The organism is Spirosoma sp. KCTC 42546 (assembly GCF_006965485.1).
In the GTDB taxonomy this organism is placed as follows: Bacteria; Bacteroidota; Bacteroidia; order Cytophagales; family Spirosomataceae; genus Spirosoma.
On sequence record NZ_CP041360.1, the window covers coordinates 6,331,445 to 6,348,325 of the forward strand.

15 protein-coding genes are annotated in these 16,881 nt (G+C 47.1%); 6 read left to right on the plus strand and 9 right to left on the minus strand.

Going from position 1 to position 16,881, the window contains the following annotated elements:
• The first annotated feature begins 34 nt into the window (after window positions 1-34).
• A complete protein-coding gene (locus EXU85_RS26125) occupies window positions 35-2,251 on the plus strand; it encodes a sensor histidine kinase (RefSeq protein WP_168207872.1) in 2,217 nt (738 codons plus the stop codon).
• Window positions 2,252-2,261: 10 nt separating this feature from the next.
• Here the strand turns inward: EXU85_RS26125 and EXU85_RS26130 are convergent, their stop codons facing one another.
• The 6 genes from EXU85_RS26130 to EXU85_RS26155 all read right to left on the minus strand — a co-directional run bounded on the left by EXU85_RS26130 (window position 2,262) and on the right by EXU85_RS26155 (window position 7,115).
• Window positions 2,262-3,155, minus strand: coding sequence for an AraC family transcriptional regulator (locus EXU85_RS26130; RefSeq protein WP_142774906.1), 894 nt, complete (start codon window positions 3,153-3,155; stop codon window positions 2,262-2,264).
• Between the two features lie 273 nt (window positions 3,156-3,428).
• Window positions 3,429-3,584 (minus strand): ferritin-like domain-containing protein, encoded by a 156-nt coding sequence (locus EXU85_RS26135; protein ID WP_246859250.1) that lies wholly within the window; start codon window positions 3,582-3,584, stop codon window positions 3,429-3,431.
• A 54-nt stretch (window positions 3,585-3,638) separates the two neighbouring features.
• The gene (locus tag EXU85_RS26140; RefSeq protein WP_142774907.1) at window positions 3,639-4,640 is read right to left on the minus strand and encodes a type I glyceraldehyde-3-phosphate dehydrogenase; all 1,002 of its coding nucleotides are present in this window, start codon (window positions 4,638-4,640) and stop codon (window positions 3,639-3,641) included.
• A gap of 135 nt (window positions 4,641-4,775) precedes the next feature.
• Complete coding sequence (locus EXU85_RS26145) at window positions 4,776-5,711, minus strand: ring-cleaving dioxygenase (RefSeq protein WP_142774908.1); 936 nt, start codon at window positions 5,709-5,711, stop codon at window positions 4,776-4,778.
• 108 nt (window positions 5,712-5,819) lie between these two features.
• Window positions 5,820-6,224, minus strand: a complete 405-nt coding sequence (locus EXU85_RS26150; RefSeq protein WP_142774909.1) for a response regulator — start codon at window positions 6,222-6,224, stop codon at window positions 5,820-5,822.
• 105 nt (window positions 6,225-6,329) lie between these two features.
• Window positions 6,330-7,115 carry an alpha/beta fold hydrolase gene (locus EXU85_RS26155; RefSeq protein WP_142774910.1) on the minus strand — a complete coding sequence of 262 codons (786 nt, stop codon included), beginning with the start codon at window positions 7,113-7,115 and terminating at the stop codon, window positions 6,330-6,332.
• A 593-nt stretch (window positions 7,116-7,708) separates the two neighbouring features.
• On the opposite strand from EXU85_RS26155, the gene EXU85_RS26160 reads away from it, so the two are divergent.
• Both EXU85_RS26160 and EXU85_RS26165 read left to right on the plus strand, forming a co-directional pair.
• The gene (locus EXU85_RS26160) at window positions 7,709-8,341 is read left to right on the plus strand and encodes an HAD-IA family hydrolase (RefSeq protein ID WP_142774911.1); all 633 of its coding nucleotides are present in this window, start codon (window positions 7,709-7,711) and stop codon (window positions 8,339-8,341) included.
• Window positions 8,342-8,464: 123 nt separating this feature from the next.
• Window positions 8,465-9,118 (plus strand): DAPG hydrolase family protein, encoded by a 654-nt coding sequence (locus EXU85_RS26165; protein WP_142774912.1) that lies wholly within the window; start codon window positions 8,465-8,467, stop codon window positions 9,116-9,118.
• Between the two features lie 119 nt (window positions 9,119-9,237).
• Here the strand turns inward: EXU85_RS26165 and EXU85_RS26170 are convergent, their stop codons facing one another.
• A complete protein-coding gene (locus EXU85_RS26170; protein WP_142774913.1) occupies window positions 9,238-10,620 on the minus strand; it encodes a sensor histidine kinase in 1,383 nt (460 codons plus the stop codon).
• A gap of 527 nt (window positions 10,621-11,147) precedes the next feature.
• A complete protein-coding gene (locus EXU85_RS26175; protein ID WP_142774914.1) occupies window positions 11,148-11,786 on the minus strand; it encodes a CGNR zinc finger domain-containing protein in 639 nt (212 codons plus the stop codon).
• Window positions 11,787-11,889: 103 nt separating this feature from the next.
• Here EXU85_RS26175 and EXU85_RS26180 point away from each other — a divergent pair, with 103 nt between their 5' ends.
• From EXU85_RS26180 to EXU85_RS26190, 3 genes are all read left to right on the plus strand, one after another.
• Window positions 11,890-12,816 (plus strand): EamA family transporter, encoded by a 927-nt coding sequence (locus EXU85_RS26180; protein ID WP_142774915.1) that lies wholly within the window; start codon window positions 11,890-11,892, stop codon window positions 12,814-12,816.
• 214 nt (window positions 12,817-13,030) lie between these two features.
• Window positions 13,031-14,374, plus strand: a complete 1,344-nt coding sequence (locus EXU85_RS26185; RefSeq protein ID WP_142774916.1) for a hypothetical protein — start codon at window positions 13,031-13,033, stop codon at window positions 14,372-14,374.
• A 23-nt stretch (window positions 14,375-14,397) separates the two neighbouring features.
• The gene (locus EXU85_RS26190; RefSeq protein WP_142774917.1) at window positions 14,398-15,396 is read left to right on the plus strand and encodes a vWA domain-containing protein; all 999 of its coding nucleotides are present in this window, start codon (window positions 14,398-14,400) and stop codon (window positions 15,394-15,396) included.
• Here the strand turns inward: EXU85_RS26190 and EXU85_RS26195 are convergent.
• Window positions 15,393-16,763 carry a histidine kinase gene (locus EXU85_RS26195; RefSeq protein ID WP_246859252.1) on the minus strand — a complete coding sequence of 457 codons (1,371 nt, stop codon included), beginning with the start codon at window positions 16,761-16,763 and terminating at the stop codon, window positions 15,393-15,395. The genes EXU85_RS26190 and EXU85_RS26195 overlap by 4 nt on opposite strands.
• Window positions 16,764-16,881 lie beyond the last annotated feature (118 nt).

Genomic DNA, 16,881 nt, shown 5'->3' on the forward strand with positions numbered 1-16,881 from the left:
GGCCTCGTGCAATGGCCAAAATAGTACACGAAAAATGGTCAATCAATTATTGATCAAACTACAGAAAAGTGAGTTCGATACAGCCCGAATTTCTACCCTGATTAGCTTAGGAAAATTTCACGTATATAAAGCGGGGGAGGCTAAAATTGACCTGGACAGCGCGCTACTTTATTTACATCAGGCCGAAGAGTTAAGCAACAGGCTCCACGTTTCAAAAGAAAAACACCAGGCCGAAAGTATATTGGTTATTGCCTATATGGAGCAGGGAGATGTCCGGCTTGGCGAGGCCGTTTTTTCTAAACTCATTACAGATTGCCGCAGAACGGGTGATAAAGAAACGGAAGCCGATGCCCTATACCGATTCGCCACCGCCCAGCGGTATATCACCCGAAATTATCCCAAAGCGTTTGCTGGATATCGTCAGGCCGCATCGCTATATAAAGTGCTCAGAAATCCGGAAAAAGAAATTCAGCTATATGAGCACATTGCTGGTCTCCATGCCGATCTGGGCGAGCTGGATCTGGCTGAAAACGAGTTTCTGGATGTGCTGAAACGGTATAAAGCGATCAACTACGCGAAGCTTCATTACACTTACAGTTGGTTGGCCAGTGTTAGTCGATTAAAGGGAAATTTTGAGAAAGGCCTTTATTACGCGTTGCAATCCCTGGAAAGTATGAACAAAACCCAGGATACATTGGCTGCTGCCAGCTTTTATGGGACTATTGCCGAGGTATACATGGAGCTGGGCAAACCCGATCAAAGTACGTACTGGTTTAAGAAGACACTTCAGCAATGGCGGCAGGAAAAACTACCGAATTATTCGCTGTATTATGCGGCTAGTTTTATTGTGCAAGACTTAATCGGACATCATAAAACCCAGGAGGCCCTTCGATTAATCAAAAACCTTATTAAAGAAATTCCGCCCGTTACGATTATTCAAAAAGGATGCATCGCGCAAATATTCGCATACTGTTATAACGACCTGCAAAATTATTCGTTGGCCGAGAAATATTACCTGGAAGCAATTGCCTGGTATAGCCAGTCGGGTAATGACTTCGAAATGGCCCAAAAAGCACCTAAAGAAGTCGGCGAATTTTATTTAAAACGTAACGATTTAAAAAAAGCAGGCTTTTATTTACGAAAAGCCCTCGCCTTCTCACCCCAGAAAAACGCCCCATCAACTGTAAAGGATATTCACTTTATGTTATTTAAAGTTGATTCTACAGAGGGAAATTATTTGTCGGCCATTCGTCATTTTCGACAACACAAAGCGTTAAATGATTCCATTTTCAATGAAGTGAAAAGTCGGCAGTTTGCGGAGTTGGAGGTTAAGTATGCAACCGCCAAAAAAGTGCAGCAGATTCAACAACAGCAGAATGAACTGGAAAAAGAAAAAACAACCCGCAATGGAATACTGGCGGGAACCGTTCTGCTCCTGGGTTTACTAGGTGTCAGCTTTAATCAGTACCGCTTAAAGCAGCGGAGTAACCAACTTCTGGAAGCCAAGCAGTTGGAGATCAATCAAAAAAACGAATCCCTTCAGCGTATCCTGGACGAGAAAGAAATCCTTATTGATGACAAAGACAACCTGCTCGATGAGAAAGAAGGATTGTTGGAAGAAAAAGAGTGGATGCTTAAAGAGATCCACCACCGGGTCAAAAACAATCTTCAGATAATCAGCAGTTTACTCCATTCACAGGGCGTTTACCTGAAAGACAAAGCGGCCCTGTCCGCTATCCGCGAGAGCCAGAGCCGGGTGCATGTGATGGCCCTGATCCATCAGAAGCTTTACCAATCGGACCGTATATCAACGATTCCAATGGCCGAGTATATTGACGAAATCGTCGATTATCTACTGGTTACGTTTGCCTGCCAGGATTCCGTTACCAAACGAATGGCCCTTACCCCCATTCATCTGGATGTAATTCTGGCGGTGCCACTGGGCCTTATCCTGAACGAAGTCGTTACTAATTCCCTAAAATATGCTTTCCCCGCTAATCAGCAGGGGAGCCTATACATTGAACTTACCGAAGTGGCTAAACGAACCTATCGACTCACCATTGGTGATGATGGGGTTGGCCTCCCCCCCGATCTGAATCCGAACCGAAGTCGAACATTGGGTATGAGCCTGATTCGGGGATTGAGCAAACAACTTGGGGGCAAATTGCAAATCAGCCAGCCAAACGGGGTGCAGGTCAGCCTGATATTTTCTGAAGAAAAAGTTGGCGTGCCCGACGTCGCGAATGTATAATCCCTGGTTCTTACCTAAAGGAAGACTGTAAATAAGCATTTCTAACGCGGGCAGGAACGAACAAACTTCGTCGGTACTCCGTGGGCGTCGTTTGATAATACCGTTTGAAGAGCTTGTTAAGGTGGCATATATCAGTAAACCCAAACTCGTCTGCTATCTGCGAAATGGTCATACTACTCAACCGCAGCCTTGTTTCTACCAATTGAAGTTTATACCGAATAATGTATTGGTTGATGGATTCGCCCGCCTGTTGTTTGAATAGAGCGCTCAGGTGACTTTGGGAATAATTGAACACATCAGCCATCTTTTCCATGCGCAGGTGATCCGGCATGGTAATATGCTGGCAGATGTACACGCCAATTCGCTGCATCAGTGAGGCCGCGCTAACAGTTGATGAATTTAAGCCCTGCTGTTGAGCGAGTTGCCGATCAATTAAACTCAAAATCGTTTTCATTAGAGCCTCTACGATTTGGTTCGAGATCAGTGGCCGGTGGTTTTTCTGTTCCGTTAACAGGATGTCGACCAGCGCATTCAGATTTTGTTGTTCGATACGGTCTGTTACGATACTACCCACGAGTTGACGACTAGTCGTAAGTGCTCGCTCTTTGATTTGTAGCCAGCCGTCTGTCCCGGGCGTCGTCAATCCAGTCATATAAAGTTCAGTGAAAGAAAGACAGCAGAAACAGGTCATTTTATCAATTAAAAAATAATGGCTGTCTAAATGTCCCAGAAAGAATATATCGCCGGCCTGATAAGCGAATCGATTGCCATTAATTATATGCTGTCCACTGCCGGTTCGGATCAGGATGAGTTCAAAGTGATTGTGGTTATGAACTGGGTAAGACCATTGGTTAGTTTCTACGACCTGAACCGTCAGGAGTTCATGCTGCATGTTGCGTTTCATACGGGGAAGTGTTCTAGATAGATATGTTGACTCAACCACTTCGAACAACTTTGCCAATAAAATGCCAAACTAAAAACGCCCTTAAGCAAACAAAAAATTTATCATAAAGCGTTGACAATCAAATATATATAAACAAACTAGACATAGAGGCTACCTCCAAATAAATTGGAGAGTCCATTATATTTGGAGGTAGGCACTGGAGTTATTGCTTCGTTCTTTTGTTGCCAGAAAAGTTCAAGCTCACCTCGCTAGTTATGGCCGTCTGAATTGTGTCTATTTAAGATGTGTCCGCAACATCCAGGCTATTTTTTCGTGCTTTTCCAGTATCCCTGTCACAAAATCGCTTGTTCCGGCATCCTGATGGGCCTCCTGGAACTCGTTGATATTGGTGCGAATAAATTCGATGATACTTCCTTGGTCACTCAGCAATTTCCAGATCAGGCTACCGACCCTTGTTTCACGAATAGTAGCTTTATAAGTTGATCAGATTCGTTCAGCCAGAAATGCGGCAACTTCAGCCAGGCGATTCGAAAATCCCCATTCGTTATCATACCAGGCGGCTACCGATAATAGGTTACCTTCCTTGGCTGTCAGGGGTAAGTCAATAATGGACGAATGCGGGTCGGCCACAATTCGGGACGAAGCCCACTCATCCTCCAATACATCCAGGACCCCTTTAAGCGGGCCTTCCGCAGCGGCTTTTCGGAATGCATCATTGACCTCCTGTACCGTGCACTCTTTTTCAGTGATTAAATTCAGCTCGGCAATGCTGCCCGTGCGCGTTGGGACGCGGTACGCTTTACCCGTAATTTTCAGGTCTTTCCAGATAAATTGCAAAGCCCTGGCCGCCCCCGACGATGAAGGAATGATATTCTCGGCCGCAGCCCAGGAGTCACGACGATCTTTCATCGGCTGGTCCGTTAGGGACTGGGTATTGGTGTACGAGTGTACCGTCGAAAAAAGGCCGTACTGGATACCAAAATTTTCCCGAATCACCTTGACCACCGCTGCCAGCGCATTTGTTGTGCAACTACCCATGCTGATGATGTGGTGGTTAACCGGATCAAAGGTATCCAGATTGATGCCTTTCAGGAGTACGGCATCACAGTCGGCCAGGGTTTTGCTGGGCGCACTGATAAGCACGTACTTAGCCCCTCGGTCAAGGTGTACCTGCGCTCCGGCACGGGTTGTGGCCCGCCCCGTGCAGTCGACAACTAAATCAACGCCGAGCGAACCCCAATCAGGTACTTCTTTCAACGAATTGATGTAGGGAATTGTCTGTCCGCCAATTGTTAGCTTGCCATCGCTTCCCGAAACAGGTTCCGGCCATCGACCATAATTGGTGTCGACCGCAAACAGTGCAGCCAGGGTTGGCTCGTCCCGAATGTCGGCAATAGCCGCTGGAACAAACAGGTTGTGCTGTAATCCTATACGCAGGAATTGCCGCCCGATGCGGCCAAATCCATACAAAGCTATTGTAGCCATGTGGTGTATTTTTTAGAGGAGATCAGTTAGTCAGGTTACTGAAGATGAACGAGGTAACGAACTTAATTTCATCTTTAACAATTGCATACCCTTTATTGTTGAGTGGCGGTTTATATCCGTTATGAATTGGGTTGCTTACCGGGATGCCAATACGGGAAGTGCTTTTTCAATACGTGTCCTGGAGGATTCGTACTGCTTCGGAAGTTTTAGATGACTGCCCAACTCCTGTAGGGGCTCATCGACAGTAAAGCCGGGATTGTCGGTTGCGATTTCAAACAGGACACCACCTGGTTCGCGGAAATAGAGCGAAAAGAAATAATCTCGGTCAATTTTCGGGGTTATCTGTAATCCTTTGCTCTGGATTTTCTCCCGGAATTCCATCTGGATAGTCTCATTGGCGACCCGGAAGGCTACATGATGGTTAGTGCCAGCGGCATTTCTGCCTATTGCCCCTGCTGGTTCTTCCAGCAAATCGACTATTGCTGCCGTAGCAATGGCATCGGTCACGAACCGGTAGCGATTGCCTTCCTGCGCTTGTAGCGTATACCCAAAAATGTCGGTCAGCACACGAGCAGTTGCCTCCATTTTTTGCAGGCTTAACGTTACGCTATGAAATCCCTGGGTCGCCATGTCTTGCTTGATATCGCCGGTTTCCCAGGCGGGTCGATCATCCGAATGCTGAATGAGGGCAATAGCCAACCCATCGGGATCCGTAAAGGGCAAATAAGTTTCGCTAAACCGCTCCGCCTGTTCACCCATAGATACGCCAAACTCTCTGAATCGCCCAGCCCAGTTATCCAGGCTTCCGGTCGGTACGGAATAACCTATTTCGGTAGCCATACCCACACCGTTTTTGCCAGGCCCAATGCCTTCCCAGGGAAAAAAGGTAAGAATGGTGCCGGGGGATCCATCTTCATTGCCGTAGTAAAAATGATACGTGCTGGGGTCGTCGAAGTTGACGGTTTTTTTTACCATCCGCAGCCCCAGCACGTGGGTATAAAAATCGTAGTTGCGCTGCGCGTTGTTAGCAATCGCCGTGATATGATGAAGGCCTAAAATTCGGTTGTCCATATCTGATAAGTGAATAGTTGTTAGTAGAGCTTCGTAATGAATCTAATCGGGCCTGATGCTTCCAGGTTAGTCTAAAAATCGCCTACTTATTGTTCATGTATCTGATTTTCACGCCATCGGAAGCGATAAAAAACACACTTTAATTGCATCCGCAATCTGGTCATATTCGTCAACATGAACTGGTTTTTTGATAAAGGAGTTTATCCCTTTTGCATAGGCTGATGTTATTAATTCTGGCTGGTCACTGGTTGAGAGCATGACAACCGGCGTAGAAAATAGTTGGTTTTGCGCCCGAATGAATACCAGCGTTTCCAGGCCATTTAATCCGGGCATGTTCATGTCCAGGATGACTAACTGAATAAAATTTGTTTGCAGCAGAGCTAGCGCTTCTTCACCATTTTTGGCCTCCAAAACAGCCAAATCGTCGATGACCCGCTCAATAGCCTGACGTAGAAAGTAACGATCATCGTCATCATCGTCTGTCAATAAAATGGTAGTATGTCTTTGGTACATAGTCAACTACAGTAATCTATGAACAGATTCTTCGCAAAAGCTCAACCGGATCTACCATTCTTAAGCTAATTCAGCTCCTATTAAAAGTGGGCGCCCGGTCCTTATTCACATTGTCTTTACTTTGCTGGCAGCTTCTAAAATAAACGCAGCTACTTTCTCTGGCTGAGCCAGCATGGCAACATGGCTGGATTTGAGTTCAATCGTAGTAGCCTTGAGTTTTTTGGCCAGCGTTCGTTCCATATCCGGATTAATCATTCGGTCATTAGCCGCTACGACGTACCAGGAAGGTTTGCTTTTCCAGGCTGCTTTGGTGATTTTTTCTTTCAATGCCGTGAACGCTTGTGGGCCCTGCGTTGCTACTAGTAACTTCCGTTCCGATTGGGGTAAATCCTGTGCGAAATCTTCATTAATTCCTTTAGGCGACATGCTGACAAATCCATAGGCATCGGGTTTTATTTCATCATTGCCCGGTGTGGAGGCTGCGGTCTGCACCAGTTCCAGAAACGACTGGCCTTCATCAGGAGCAGCTGCAGCTACGTAAACAAGCCCAGCTACCTTGTCATGGTTACCCGCTTCGGTAATGACCACGCCCCCCCAGGAATGACCCACTAATAAAACTGGCCCATTCATTAATTCGATGGCTCGTTTGGTAGCCGCCACATCGTCACCCAGGGAGGTAAGTGGGTTTTGTACGGCTATTACGTTAAATCCCTTAGCTTCCAGCAACGGAATTACCTTGGACCAGCTTGAGCCATCAGCCCACGTTCCGTGAACCAATACTACATTTTTTACCCCGGTAGCTAATGCCTGAGCCGAAACGTTCTGGGTTGTTGAAAGAATTAGGGCAATACTAAGTGATGCGCATAAAACGGCGCGATTAATTGTCCACATGGTTGTTGAGGATTAAGAATTGGTTGATTTAAATACAGGTCTTGTACAACTGATGGAATCAAGGCGGTAGTAGGTTGCGTGCGTTATTCATCGCTTATATATGGATAAATCGATTGATATACCGGATAGGAGTTCAAGAACTTAATGAAGTTTAACGTCCGGCTTTTGTCGAAACAAACCTACCAGAAGAAGGGCCGGGAAAAGCGGTACAAACAGATGGTATTCCAGTAAAAAGAGGGGATTTCAACCGTTGCTAAACAACGAACAATCAATGAAATACCTGAAATGATGAAAACGGGAAAACAAAACCCTAGGCCCTGCCTTAGCAGTCGCTCATGTTAATGAATCGCTCACGTTAATGACTCATATAAGCTAGAGTTTTGCATCTTAGACTAGTATTGCCGAGCAAATCTAAAAGCATACGAAAATCAATATGTCGTGGGTAAAGTCAGTTCAGATAAGGAAATGCACAGGTAGAGGCCCTAATTCTCCGGTTCAACTAAGCTTGCATTCTTCTACCTGATCTCTTTCGCCAATTTTACTTCCTAATTAGCCTAGCCAGGCAAAACGGATCTATTAGACAACTTTAGAAAATGAATTATAAGCTGATTATTTTCGATTTTGACGGAACACTAGCCGACTCATTTCCGTATTTTCTACAGACCATGAATGCATTGGCAACTACTTATAACTTCCCTAAAATTGATTCCCAGGAGGTAGATCGACTGAGGGGGCTAGATGCTCGCCAAATGATGAAACGTGCTAAATTGCCAGCCTGGAAAATGCCACTCATTGCTCGCTCGTTCATCCATCTTATGAACCGCGATATTGATCAAATACAACTGTTTGATGGCATATCTGAACTATTGCGAACGTTAGCTACTCAACAAGTTAAGTTGGCTATCGTCAGCTCTAACAGCGAGGAGAATGTGCGTCAGGTACTAGGTATTGAAAATGCTTCATTGATTAGCTACTACGGATGCGGCACATCGCTTTTTAATAAGGGTCATACGTTCAAACGAGCTATGACAAAGCTGAAAATTAAGCCTGAGGAAACGCTTTGTATAGGCGACGAAGTGCGGGATATTGAAGCAGCCCAAAAAGCAGCTACGGCTTTCGGTGGCGTTGCATGGGGATATACCCGTTCAGATGCATTGGAAGCCAACCCAGGTGTTATTATGTTCTATACCCCTAAGGAAATCTTAGAAGCGGTTTTAAGGGTTTGACTATAGACCCTATCCTATCTATTCTTGATACACTAACTAACTAAACTGCTTACCCAGCCAACAGGAAAGATACTAATTTGAGATTTGCGGCAGTAGCCGACCAATAGAACAACAAGTAGTACCATGAAACCTTTGCTTCCTTCTCCACTGCCGCTCAACTGGCCGATGAAACCCCTTGTATCGGCACGCACAAACTTTTCGGTGATGCCCTACGGCAGTTACGAACTGACTATTGAACACGAACTTATACGGCACGTCACGCCGACAATGCTGCTGTGGTGGTTCAGGCACATTGGCGGCACAATGACGGTTGAGACGCATACTTACCCCCGATACCGGATCTGGCACCCGCTCGATCATATCCACTGGTCAATGACCAACCCCGGCCCTGACGGTGCCGCGCAGGTCGGTTCGCGGTTCCGCATCGTAGAAGCCTTCGGGTGCAACCCTGACCACTTCGTAGACAGCGTGGAGGCCGTAGTTAAACTGGACATAGAAGGTATCCGGCTGGTTCGGCGTGAACTGGGTCAGGAAGTATTCAGCCTGCAACACTGGTTCGAGACGGCTTCGGGTGGAACGCACTATCGGTCACGCATGCAGGTAGGCGCGGAAAACACGTTTGGTCAGTACCTACTCAATCCCTTGATTCATCGCTTCCTGTTTACACCCGCGATGGGCCATGCGTGGCTGAAGCATAATGTAGAGGAAGTAGGTAATTTTGAGCATTTTCTACCAAACTTGTATCAACAACAGCTACATATTGAACCAGTCGGGTAACGTACCTTCGGTAGGAATGCGCGCCTGTCAGTTATCGCCACTCCGAATTAACAGCTGTGGGGCCGATGTATGTAAGTTACCCATTTTTGCTGATGACCACGCTCCAACCAGTTCAACAATTAGTTATTGGCGTTTTCAAGGGGCTGAGCCGTTGGCAAAAGGGGTAGCGTTACCCGAAACCAGCCTTCCTTTTCCTTAATAAAAGGTAGGGGGTAGCCCAGTAGCCGGTATTTATCAGCAATATTATTGAGCCCCACCCCATTCGATTCGACTCGGACGTTTCGATGCTGCATATTGTTTTCGACTACTAAGTACCCTTGCTCCGTTGTGCAGATGCGGATGGTCAGCGGCTCATCAGACAGGACACGGTTATGTTTGACGGCGTTTTCTACTAGCAGTTGCAGGGTCAGTGGGGGAATTAAGGCGTCGTAATAATTGGGGGCGATGTTCAATTGGGGGCGGATACTATCACCGAAGCGGGTCTTGAGCAGGTGAACGTACGACTGGATAAATTCCATTTCGACACCTAGAGTTGTCAACTCCTGGTCCGCTGACCGCAGCAGGTAGCGGTATACGCTGCTTAACTCGTCTACGTAATCAGTGGCCTGACGCGGGTTTTCGTCGATGAGCGCGGAGAGCGTGTTAAGCGCATTAAACAAAAAATGCGGGTTAACCTGACTTTTCAGGGCGCGCATCTGCGCTTCGGTATGTTGTTGCTTGAGTTGTTGAAGCGCGAGGTCGGATTGAAGTTGCTGTCGCAGGTGTTGTTCCCGTTCGCGGATGAGCTCCTGTTCGGCCCGCATTTGTTGCATAGCTCGCTGCTGTTGCCTGTACGAGAGGCCCAGTGACACGCAGGCGATGTCTATAAGGATGCCAAACTGAATAAGAAATCCGGGATGAATCGGTGACGGCAAATCAGAAAAACTTAGTATTCTCTCCTTAGCCGCATAATAACTGATAATGAAAACACCAATGCTTTGGGTAATCCATAAGGCCAGGGTACCTATTATAAAAAAGAGGGCAAGCAGATCACTAAATCGGACGTGCTTGATTACCGTGTAAAGAATCATCAGATAGACCACCGAAACAACAAGCACCCTCATACAATTGAGCTGGGTTTCGTGCCACTGGGTTAGCCAGGCCGACGAGAATAAATTAAAATATACTTCGGGCAACGCCACAATCACTATACCTTTCTGTATAATCCGATACCCTTGCAACAGGTCGGGCCGGGATTTTAACTGTAGAAACGTTATGGCTATTTCGAGGTACAACCAGGCAAAAATGTGCACATTGACGGTGTGGATAAAAGCGGTTAAAGGTGTGACAGGAACGTTATCTAAGCCAAATGCGAGTAGTAACAATAGAAGGTATAGTGTATAAAGTCCGTAAATCCGCTCCCGGCGCACAACCCATTGGATTAGGTTAGCAGCCAGAATAACCATAGTAGCTCCAAAGTAGAGCAGTATCCATTGATTATAGGTTGGTAAAAAAGAGGGCATAGTTCAAATGGTTCGGCATTGACGAAGTTAATTAATTAGCGCTTCAGATGACGCTGTTCCTACTGAAAGTGAGTAAACCCAGCACGTCGCCAATGCGCTAAAGTTCTGGCTGGCCTGTAAAACATTAATTGCGGCTTCACAGGTTTTTTTTCGTTCCACGCGCCTTCCGCTTCCCCGCGAACAGGAATGTGAACATGTGGACTACCCTGTGTGACAACACCAAAAGGCTTATCCAATTGAGCGGTTAGGTAAGATCGTCACGCTGTGCGACTTGATCTATACAGAGCCCCGGGGAGGGACAACGTTCAGGCCCTCTTTAGCTAAGGGGCACCGACTGATCGTACAACGCCTGGTGTAGCAAATTCAGTAGTTCGTTCAGATAAAGTCCATTGGCTATCGGAAGCGGATATGAAACTTTACCAGTTGTTAACCTGCATTATTCCCATGCATTTAAGAGGCAGGATTACTGAGCCAGTTAGAGTCGATGGAAGCCTACCCTTTATAAAACGTATCGGATCACTTTATCACTACTCACTAATAGCTGTTGAGAAAGAACCCTGTTTCTGTCGCTGATAGTAGCGCCGGGCTTTCTGCTTGGTGCCGCAGGTTTGCATATCGCACCATTTCCGGCGGTGATTCTTGGTTTCATCCAGGAAAAACCACGCACAGGCATCACATTGTTTAATCAGGCGTTGGTCTTTAGTGGTTAATAGCTCATAGGCCGACAAACTAAAGACCCAAACGGCTTGCATAAGTTCTTTTTCAGGTCGTTCCCAACTTAGTTCCAGTTTGGCTCCTTGTGCAGAAAACCCTCGCTTACCAAGCGCTTCCTTGATATGCCCGTTAAAGGATGCCAAGACCTGGGCCGTAGCCTGTGGCAGCTCTCCTTTTACCAGGGCTGAGAGTAGGGTTAGCATAGACTGCCGGACCGTACGGGCTTCTAACAAAACACGCTCTGCCTGCTGCGAATCTTGTTCCGCTAATCGCTTCAGAGCAGCAAGCGTGTCCGTATCCAACAGCGATAAGCGCTGGATTAGTGTCAGCAGATCGGTATAGCTATGGAGCCGCTCCACTAACAGCTCATCGTTGAGGACGGTGTTCACAAAATCAAGACAGGCGGCACCGCCTGCCAGATCCATTTCGGCAATCGTACTGACCTTTCCCATATCCTAAAGGCGAACAAATTACATAATCGCTAAAACAAGTTTAGTCGGTTATAGTTTCTCTTTCAGAATTCATACCATTATAGTTCATTTTAACGGTTATATTATGAATAAGGCAATCGGCCCTCGTTTTTGGTTGGTTTTAGCTTTTATAGCCATCTATTTCATATGGGGAACGACCTATCTGGCCAACCTATATGCCCTCAAAGCAATTCCGCCATTTATCATATCCGCGCTTCGTTATCTTCTTGCGGGCTTATTGCTGGCAGTCCTGGCCTATAGCAAAGATCAAGTTATTCCGACTGGGAAACAGATCCGGGATTTGGCGATTAGTGGCGTCTTAATGCTAGTGGGTGGCTCTGGCCTGGTCGTCGTCGCTGAGCAGTATATTACCTCTGGCTCAGCCGCTGTTATCGTAGCAACCGAGCCATTTTGGTTTGTCCTACTGGATCAGCCTCGCTGGAAGCTCTATTTTAGTGATAAAAAGATTATCGCCGGTCTACTGCTTGGCTTTGCCGGTATCATCCTGTTTACCCAGTTTTCGCCAGCGAGTACCTCCCATGAAGGCCAATCTGCCAATCAGCTGCTAGGGACAGTAATCGTTCTGGCAGGTGCTGTTTTGTGGGTAGGCGGAACCTTATTTGCTTCGCGGAGGATAAAGCCGGGTAGCTACACACTTTGGCATACCACGATTCAGCTCCTGGCAGCCGGGCTTTTTGCGACGTTCCTTGCGCTGGTCAACGGCGAGTGGAACGGTTTTGCCTGGCAAGCCGTGTCAATGCAAGCCTGGGGCGGGCTTGCCTTCCTAATTATATTCGGTTCCCTGATCGCCTATCTGGCCTTTGCCTGGCTGGTCACCATCCAACCTCCCGCCATCGTTAGTACCCATACCTACATAAATCCACTTATTGCTGTGCTTATTGGATGGATGGCCGCTGGCGAACAGGTTACTGGACTTCAACTCATCGCGTTAACGGTCGTCTTGACGGGTGTGGTGCTAACACAACTCAGCAAAACACAAGTTGGGAGTTGACACCTGCAGAATACCTTGATTGACTTGGTCATTTCGGGCCCGCATTGATCTTCTGAGCTTGTTATCCGTTTACAAATCGCGTAAGCATATATACAGTTGATGCGCTAGTTGACTCATCTCAGTCGGGTTCTGATACTGGTGGCTTGTTGGTTAGTGCACTTTTGTGGCGAAAGAACGGCACGAAGTCGCTCTAAAACTTTTCGTAAACAACGCCATGAACGTACGTTATTACCTTGTTTTTAGCTGGAGCCTGCTTGCAACCCTATTGGCCTGCAAACATGATCAGGAACAGATTATTCCTGGGCCTGAAGAGCCCGTTAAGCAGAATTTCATCCGCCCTAAGGGAACGCCCAATGGTCAACTCGTTCAGAAGACCATTGGCCCTGAAGGCGGGACGCTGGTATCCGCCGATCACCGCCTGATAATGACTATACCTGCTGGAGCGGTTAAACAGGTAACTAACTTCTCTATCCAGCCAATTACCAATACCCTGTCGGATAGCGCCAGTAGCGCGTATCGGTTGCTGCCCGAAGGAACCACGTTCGAGAAACCAGTCACACTTCAGATGCCTTATACGCAGACTGATTTGCTCAACACCTCCGCTCAGGCTCTGTTTCTGGCCTATCAGGGCAGCGATGGGGTATGGAAATACCTACCAAGCACCGAACTAGATGAAGCGAACAAAACGCTGAAGGTGCAGACCCATCACTTCAGCGATTGGGGTGTTTTTGCTGAATTTTATTTGTCCTCCAACACTGGATATCTGAAGGCTGGAGAAAGCGCCGACGTTCACTTATTGACCTTCGATTTCGGGAACATAACTAGCCTAGATAATCCAGAGGTAGAAATTGCCAAGCAAAAGACACTGAACAATCCAGCTAATATTCAAAACTGGAAAGCTTCGGTTGGTACACTGGAAGTACATAGTTCAAAAACCCTGGCTTCTTACACGGCACCAGCAGAGGTACCAGACTATGGGTTAACTGCACTGATTACCGTAGAGGTGGCCAACTTTATTCCCCCTGGGCAGGTCAAACGTATAGGAGGCACCGGCCGCGTTACAATGCTCACTACGATTATCATTGAAGGCCAAACGTATTTTCACCTCTTCGAAGATGACGATTCAAGACTGGATGTGACCTATGGAGCCTTTATTTCGGCAGAAGAAGGGGGTGTTATTACCGCATCCATGCGCAATGACCAGGCTTTGGCCATCGTGATCTACGCCGATCCAAATGATTATAGGCGCAGTTATCCCTACTATTTCAGCGAACGGGATGCCACTAAGAATCACAAGGCCGAAATCAGTATGGGAGCACCGGGGAGTCCAGAAAATTGGATAAGTCGCTACGAGGGTTGTACATCAACTGGTGAATTTGACCCGCACGTATCGCCCGGTAGCGTTCAAATTACGGGGCAGGTTGTCCTGAATGGAAAGATGTACCTGACGGGCAGCTTTACAGCTACTCTATATTTAGAAAATGGGGTTTGCGGAAAAAATTACAACCGACAGGAGCGATCGGTGCATGGTGATTTCAGGGTGCAAGTACTTAACTAACTATCCTTTTTTGAACGAACAACATGAAAACAAATCACATTCTCCTGATAGTCTGGGTGCTATTGGCTTCCCTCACCGCCTGCAAACATGAGCCCGACGTTCCACCGAATCCGATTGATGAGTTACCTGACGAGCAGCCTGGTACTGAGTTTATGGCAACAGCGAGTATGGACAAAGGCTTAGCGGTGAGCCTGACCTGGGATGCCCAGATGGGAAATCCTACCTATCGAATTTTACGAGCGTCGGCCAACGATATATACAGTGATCCAACGACAATGACTTACCAGCAGGTAGGGGAAACAAAGGAGCATTCGTTCAATGACACGCAGGTTAACCCGAGTTCTGTTTATTACTACAAAGTACAGGCGCAATACAGCGCGTCAACGGTAGTGACGAGCATCGTTACCGTTGGGCGAACCACAAAACCGTCTTACGAAGAATTAGCCGATGTACTTTACACCCGACTCGGTGAAGGTACGGGCGGTAAACGATACGACGCCGATAGCCCCAATGCTGTTTTAGCAACCATTTTCACCATCATACAGGAACAGGCGGGCACTAAGGGGGCCGATGTCGTGATTCTGCTCGATGATACAGGTAGTATGGGCGACGACATTGATGCGGTGAAAGCGGGTCTGAATAAAATCATTAGTGCACTCCCCCCCTCCACCCGATTGGGCGCAGCCACCTACAACGACCTGAATGAACTACCGGATAGCTGGTATAACTGGCGGGATTTAACCACCGACTTTGCGTCGATCCGAACATTTATTAATGCAGCCAGAGCATACGGGGGTGGCGACCGGCCAGAGTCTGTCTATGATGGCATTTACGAAACCTTAACGCGGGTTAGCTGGACTAGTACTAAACGAATTATGATTGTAGTAGGTGATGATCCCCCGCTGGAAGGCAGCAAAACCAAGCATAGCTATGACGATGTGGTGGCAACCTGCAAACAAAAGGGTATTGAGGCCAATCTGTACCCCATTCTGATTAAAGAGGACAATAACAAGAGCAACTAAGAGGCTATTATTTCCCTGCTTTCCAATGGCATAATTAGCGGTAGACGAACAATGAAGAAGCCATCCTCTTCCTCAACAACAGGGGCTGGTTGCTCAAGATTACGAAGTTGGCTGGCAATGGTTGATAAGCCAACCCCGTTCGATAATACCCGTACCTGTTTACGCTGAAGGTTGTTACGTACCAGTAGATATCCATCCTCATCGGTATAAACCCAAATGCTTAAGGGACGCCTGGGCAAGGTCACATTATGTTTGACAGCATTCTCCACCAGGAGTTGTAAGGTCAGTGGAGGTAGTAATCTCGTTAGGTGGTCGGCCTTGACCTGAATCGTCAGGTCAAGGCCGCTGCCATAACGGGTTTTTAGTAAACGATAGTACGATTGAATAAAGTCTAATTCGTCCGCTAAGGTGGTTAATACCTGATCATTCGCTTTCAATAAGTAGCGGTAGACTACGCTCAGCTCATCAACGAACTGGCCTGCCCGCTGGGGCTCGTCGTCAATTAACGACGACAGTGAGTTAAGGCTATTGAATAGAAAATGTGGGTTAACCTGCGCCTGTAGGGCTCGGAGTTGCACATCCTTTTTTTCTTGTTCCAATCGCTGTTGGGTAAGCTCGGCTATCAGACTCTCGTGCTGACGCTGTTCACGTTCGTGGCGGAGTTGCTCTTCCACGCGCGTTTGCTCAACGGCACGAGCCACAGCTAGCTGTCGCTGACGGAGCAGCAGACATAGCGAAAAGCTCAGTAACTCAAAAATAATAATGACCTCCATGGAGAGTAATAACCAATTGGCCGTTGCCGATGGGGGACCTATCGGCGTAGCCCAAATTAATCCGCTGAAGGAAATAAGGGCCCGCGCTTCATCCAGAAATACCAAAAAGCTACCCAGTAGAAAAAAACGTCCGACCAGATCCCGGCGCTGGGCCGCCACCCACATGCTGAGCGCGCAGCACCCCACAAAAAAAGCACCCGATAGGACGGTCAGGGACCATACTATCAGATTATGATGTCGGTCGGCACCAGAAAGGTCGATTACAAAATCGACTATCAGGAGACCAACCAGCACCCGCTGGACAATTAAAAACCAATGATGCAGGCGGGAATGTTGTTCTTTAAGGTTGAACAGGCGGTCGACCAGGGCGATATAACAAATGTGTATTGCCGTCAGAGTTACATCATAGATAAGGTTTCGTTCCAGATTCGTTAGTACCAAATTGAATACCACCGCATTTATTAGCGACGGGAACATTTGAAAGGTGAACAAACCATAGATTGAATCCCGGGAAATCCCCCATTGAACAGCGTTGAGTATGACAATAGACCCAACCGATCCTAAGTAGAAAAACATGACTTCTTGGCCAGCCATATAAACGATATATGTAATTGCACGTATGATGAAACGTTAAAACTACACCAAAAAACATACTAGGACCAGCTCTTTCGCCACTCAGTAAAAATCTACCTATCGTCCGATGCATTACCTA

Bases quoted from the DNA above. Each gene is read 5' to 3' on its own strand.
- EXU85_RS26125 (WP_168207872.1), top strand. From the start codon at position 35: ATGGTCAATCAATTATTGATCAAACTACAGAAAAGTGAGTTCGATACA.
- EXU85_RS26130 (WP_142774906.1), bottom strand. From the start codon at position 3,155: ATGAAACGCAACATGCAGCATGAACTCCTGACGGTTCAGGTCGTAGAA.
- EXU85_RS26140 (WP_142774907.1), bottom strand. From the start codon at position 4,640: ATGGCTACAATAGCTTTGTATGGATTTGGCCGCATCGGGCGGCAATTC.
- EXU85_RS26145 (WP_142774908.1), bottom strand. From the start codon at position 5,711: ATGGACAACCGAATTTTAGGCCTTCATCATATCACGGCGATTGCTAAC.
- EXU85_RS26150 (WP_142774909.1), bottom strand. From the start codon at position 6,224: ATGTACCAAAGACATACTACCATTTTATTGACAGACGATGATGACGAT.
- EXU85_RS26155 (WP_142774910.1), bottom strand. From the start codon at position 7,115: ATGTGGACAATTAATCGCGCCGTTTTATGCGCATCACTTAGTATTGCC.
- EXU85_RS26160 (WP_142774911.1), top strand. From the start codon at position 7,709: ATGAATTATAAGCTGATTATTTTCGATTTTGACGGAACACTAGCCGAC.
- EXU85_RS26165 (WP_142774912.1), top strand. From the start codon at position 8,465: ATGAAACCTTTGCTTCCTTCTCCACTGCCGCTCAACTGGCCGATGAAA.
- EXU85_RS26170 (WP_142774913.1), bottom strand. From the start codon at position 10,620: ATGCCCTCTTTTTTACCAACCTATAATCAATGGATACTGCTCTACTTT.
- EXU85_RS26175 (WP_142774914.1), bottom strand. From the start codon at position 11,786: ATGGGAAAGGTCAGTACGATTGCCGAAATGGATCTGGCAGGCGGTGCC.
- EXU85_RS26180 (WP_142774915.1), top strand. From the start codon at position 11,890: ATGAATAAGGCAATCGGCCCTCGTTTTTGGTTGGTTTTAGCTTTTATA.
- EXU85_RS26185 (WP_142774916.1), top strand. From the start codon at position 13,031: ATGAACGTACGTTATTACCTTGTTTTTAGCTGGAGCCTGCTTGCAACC.
- EXU85_RS26190 (WP_142774917.1), top strand. From the start codon at position 14,398: ATGAAAACAAATCACATTCTCCTGATAGTCTGGGTGCTATTGGCTTCC.
- EXU85_RS26195 (WP_246859252.1), bottom strand. From the start codon at position 16,763: ATGGCTGGCCAAGAAGTCATGTTTTTCTACTTAGGATCGGTTGGGTCT.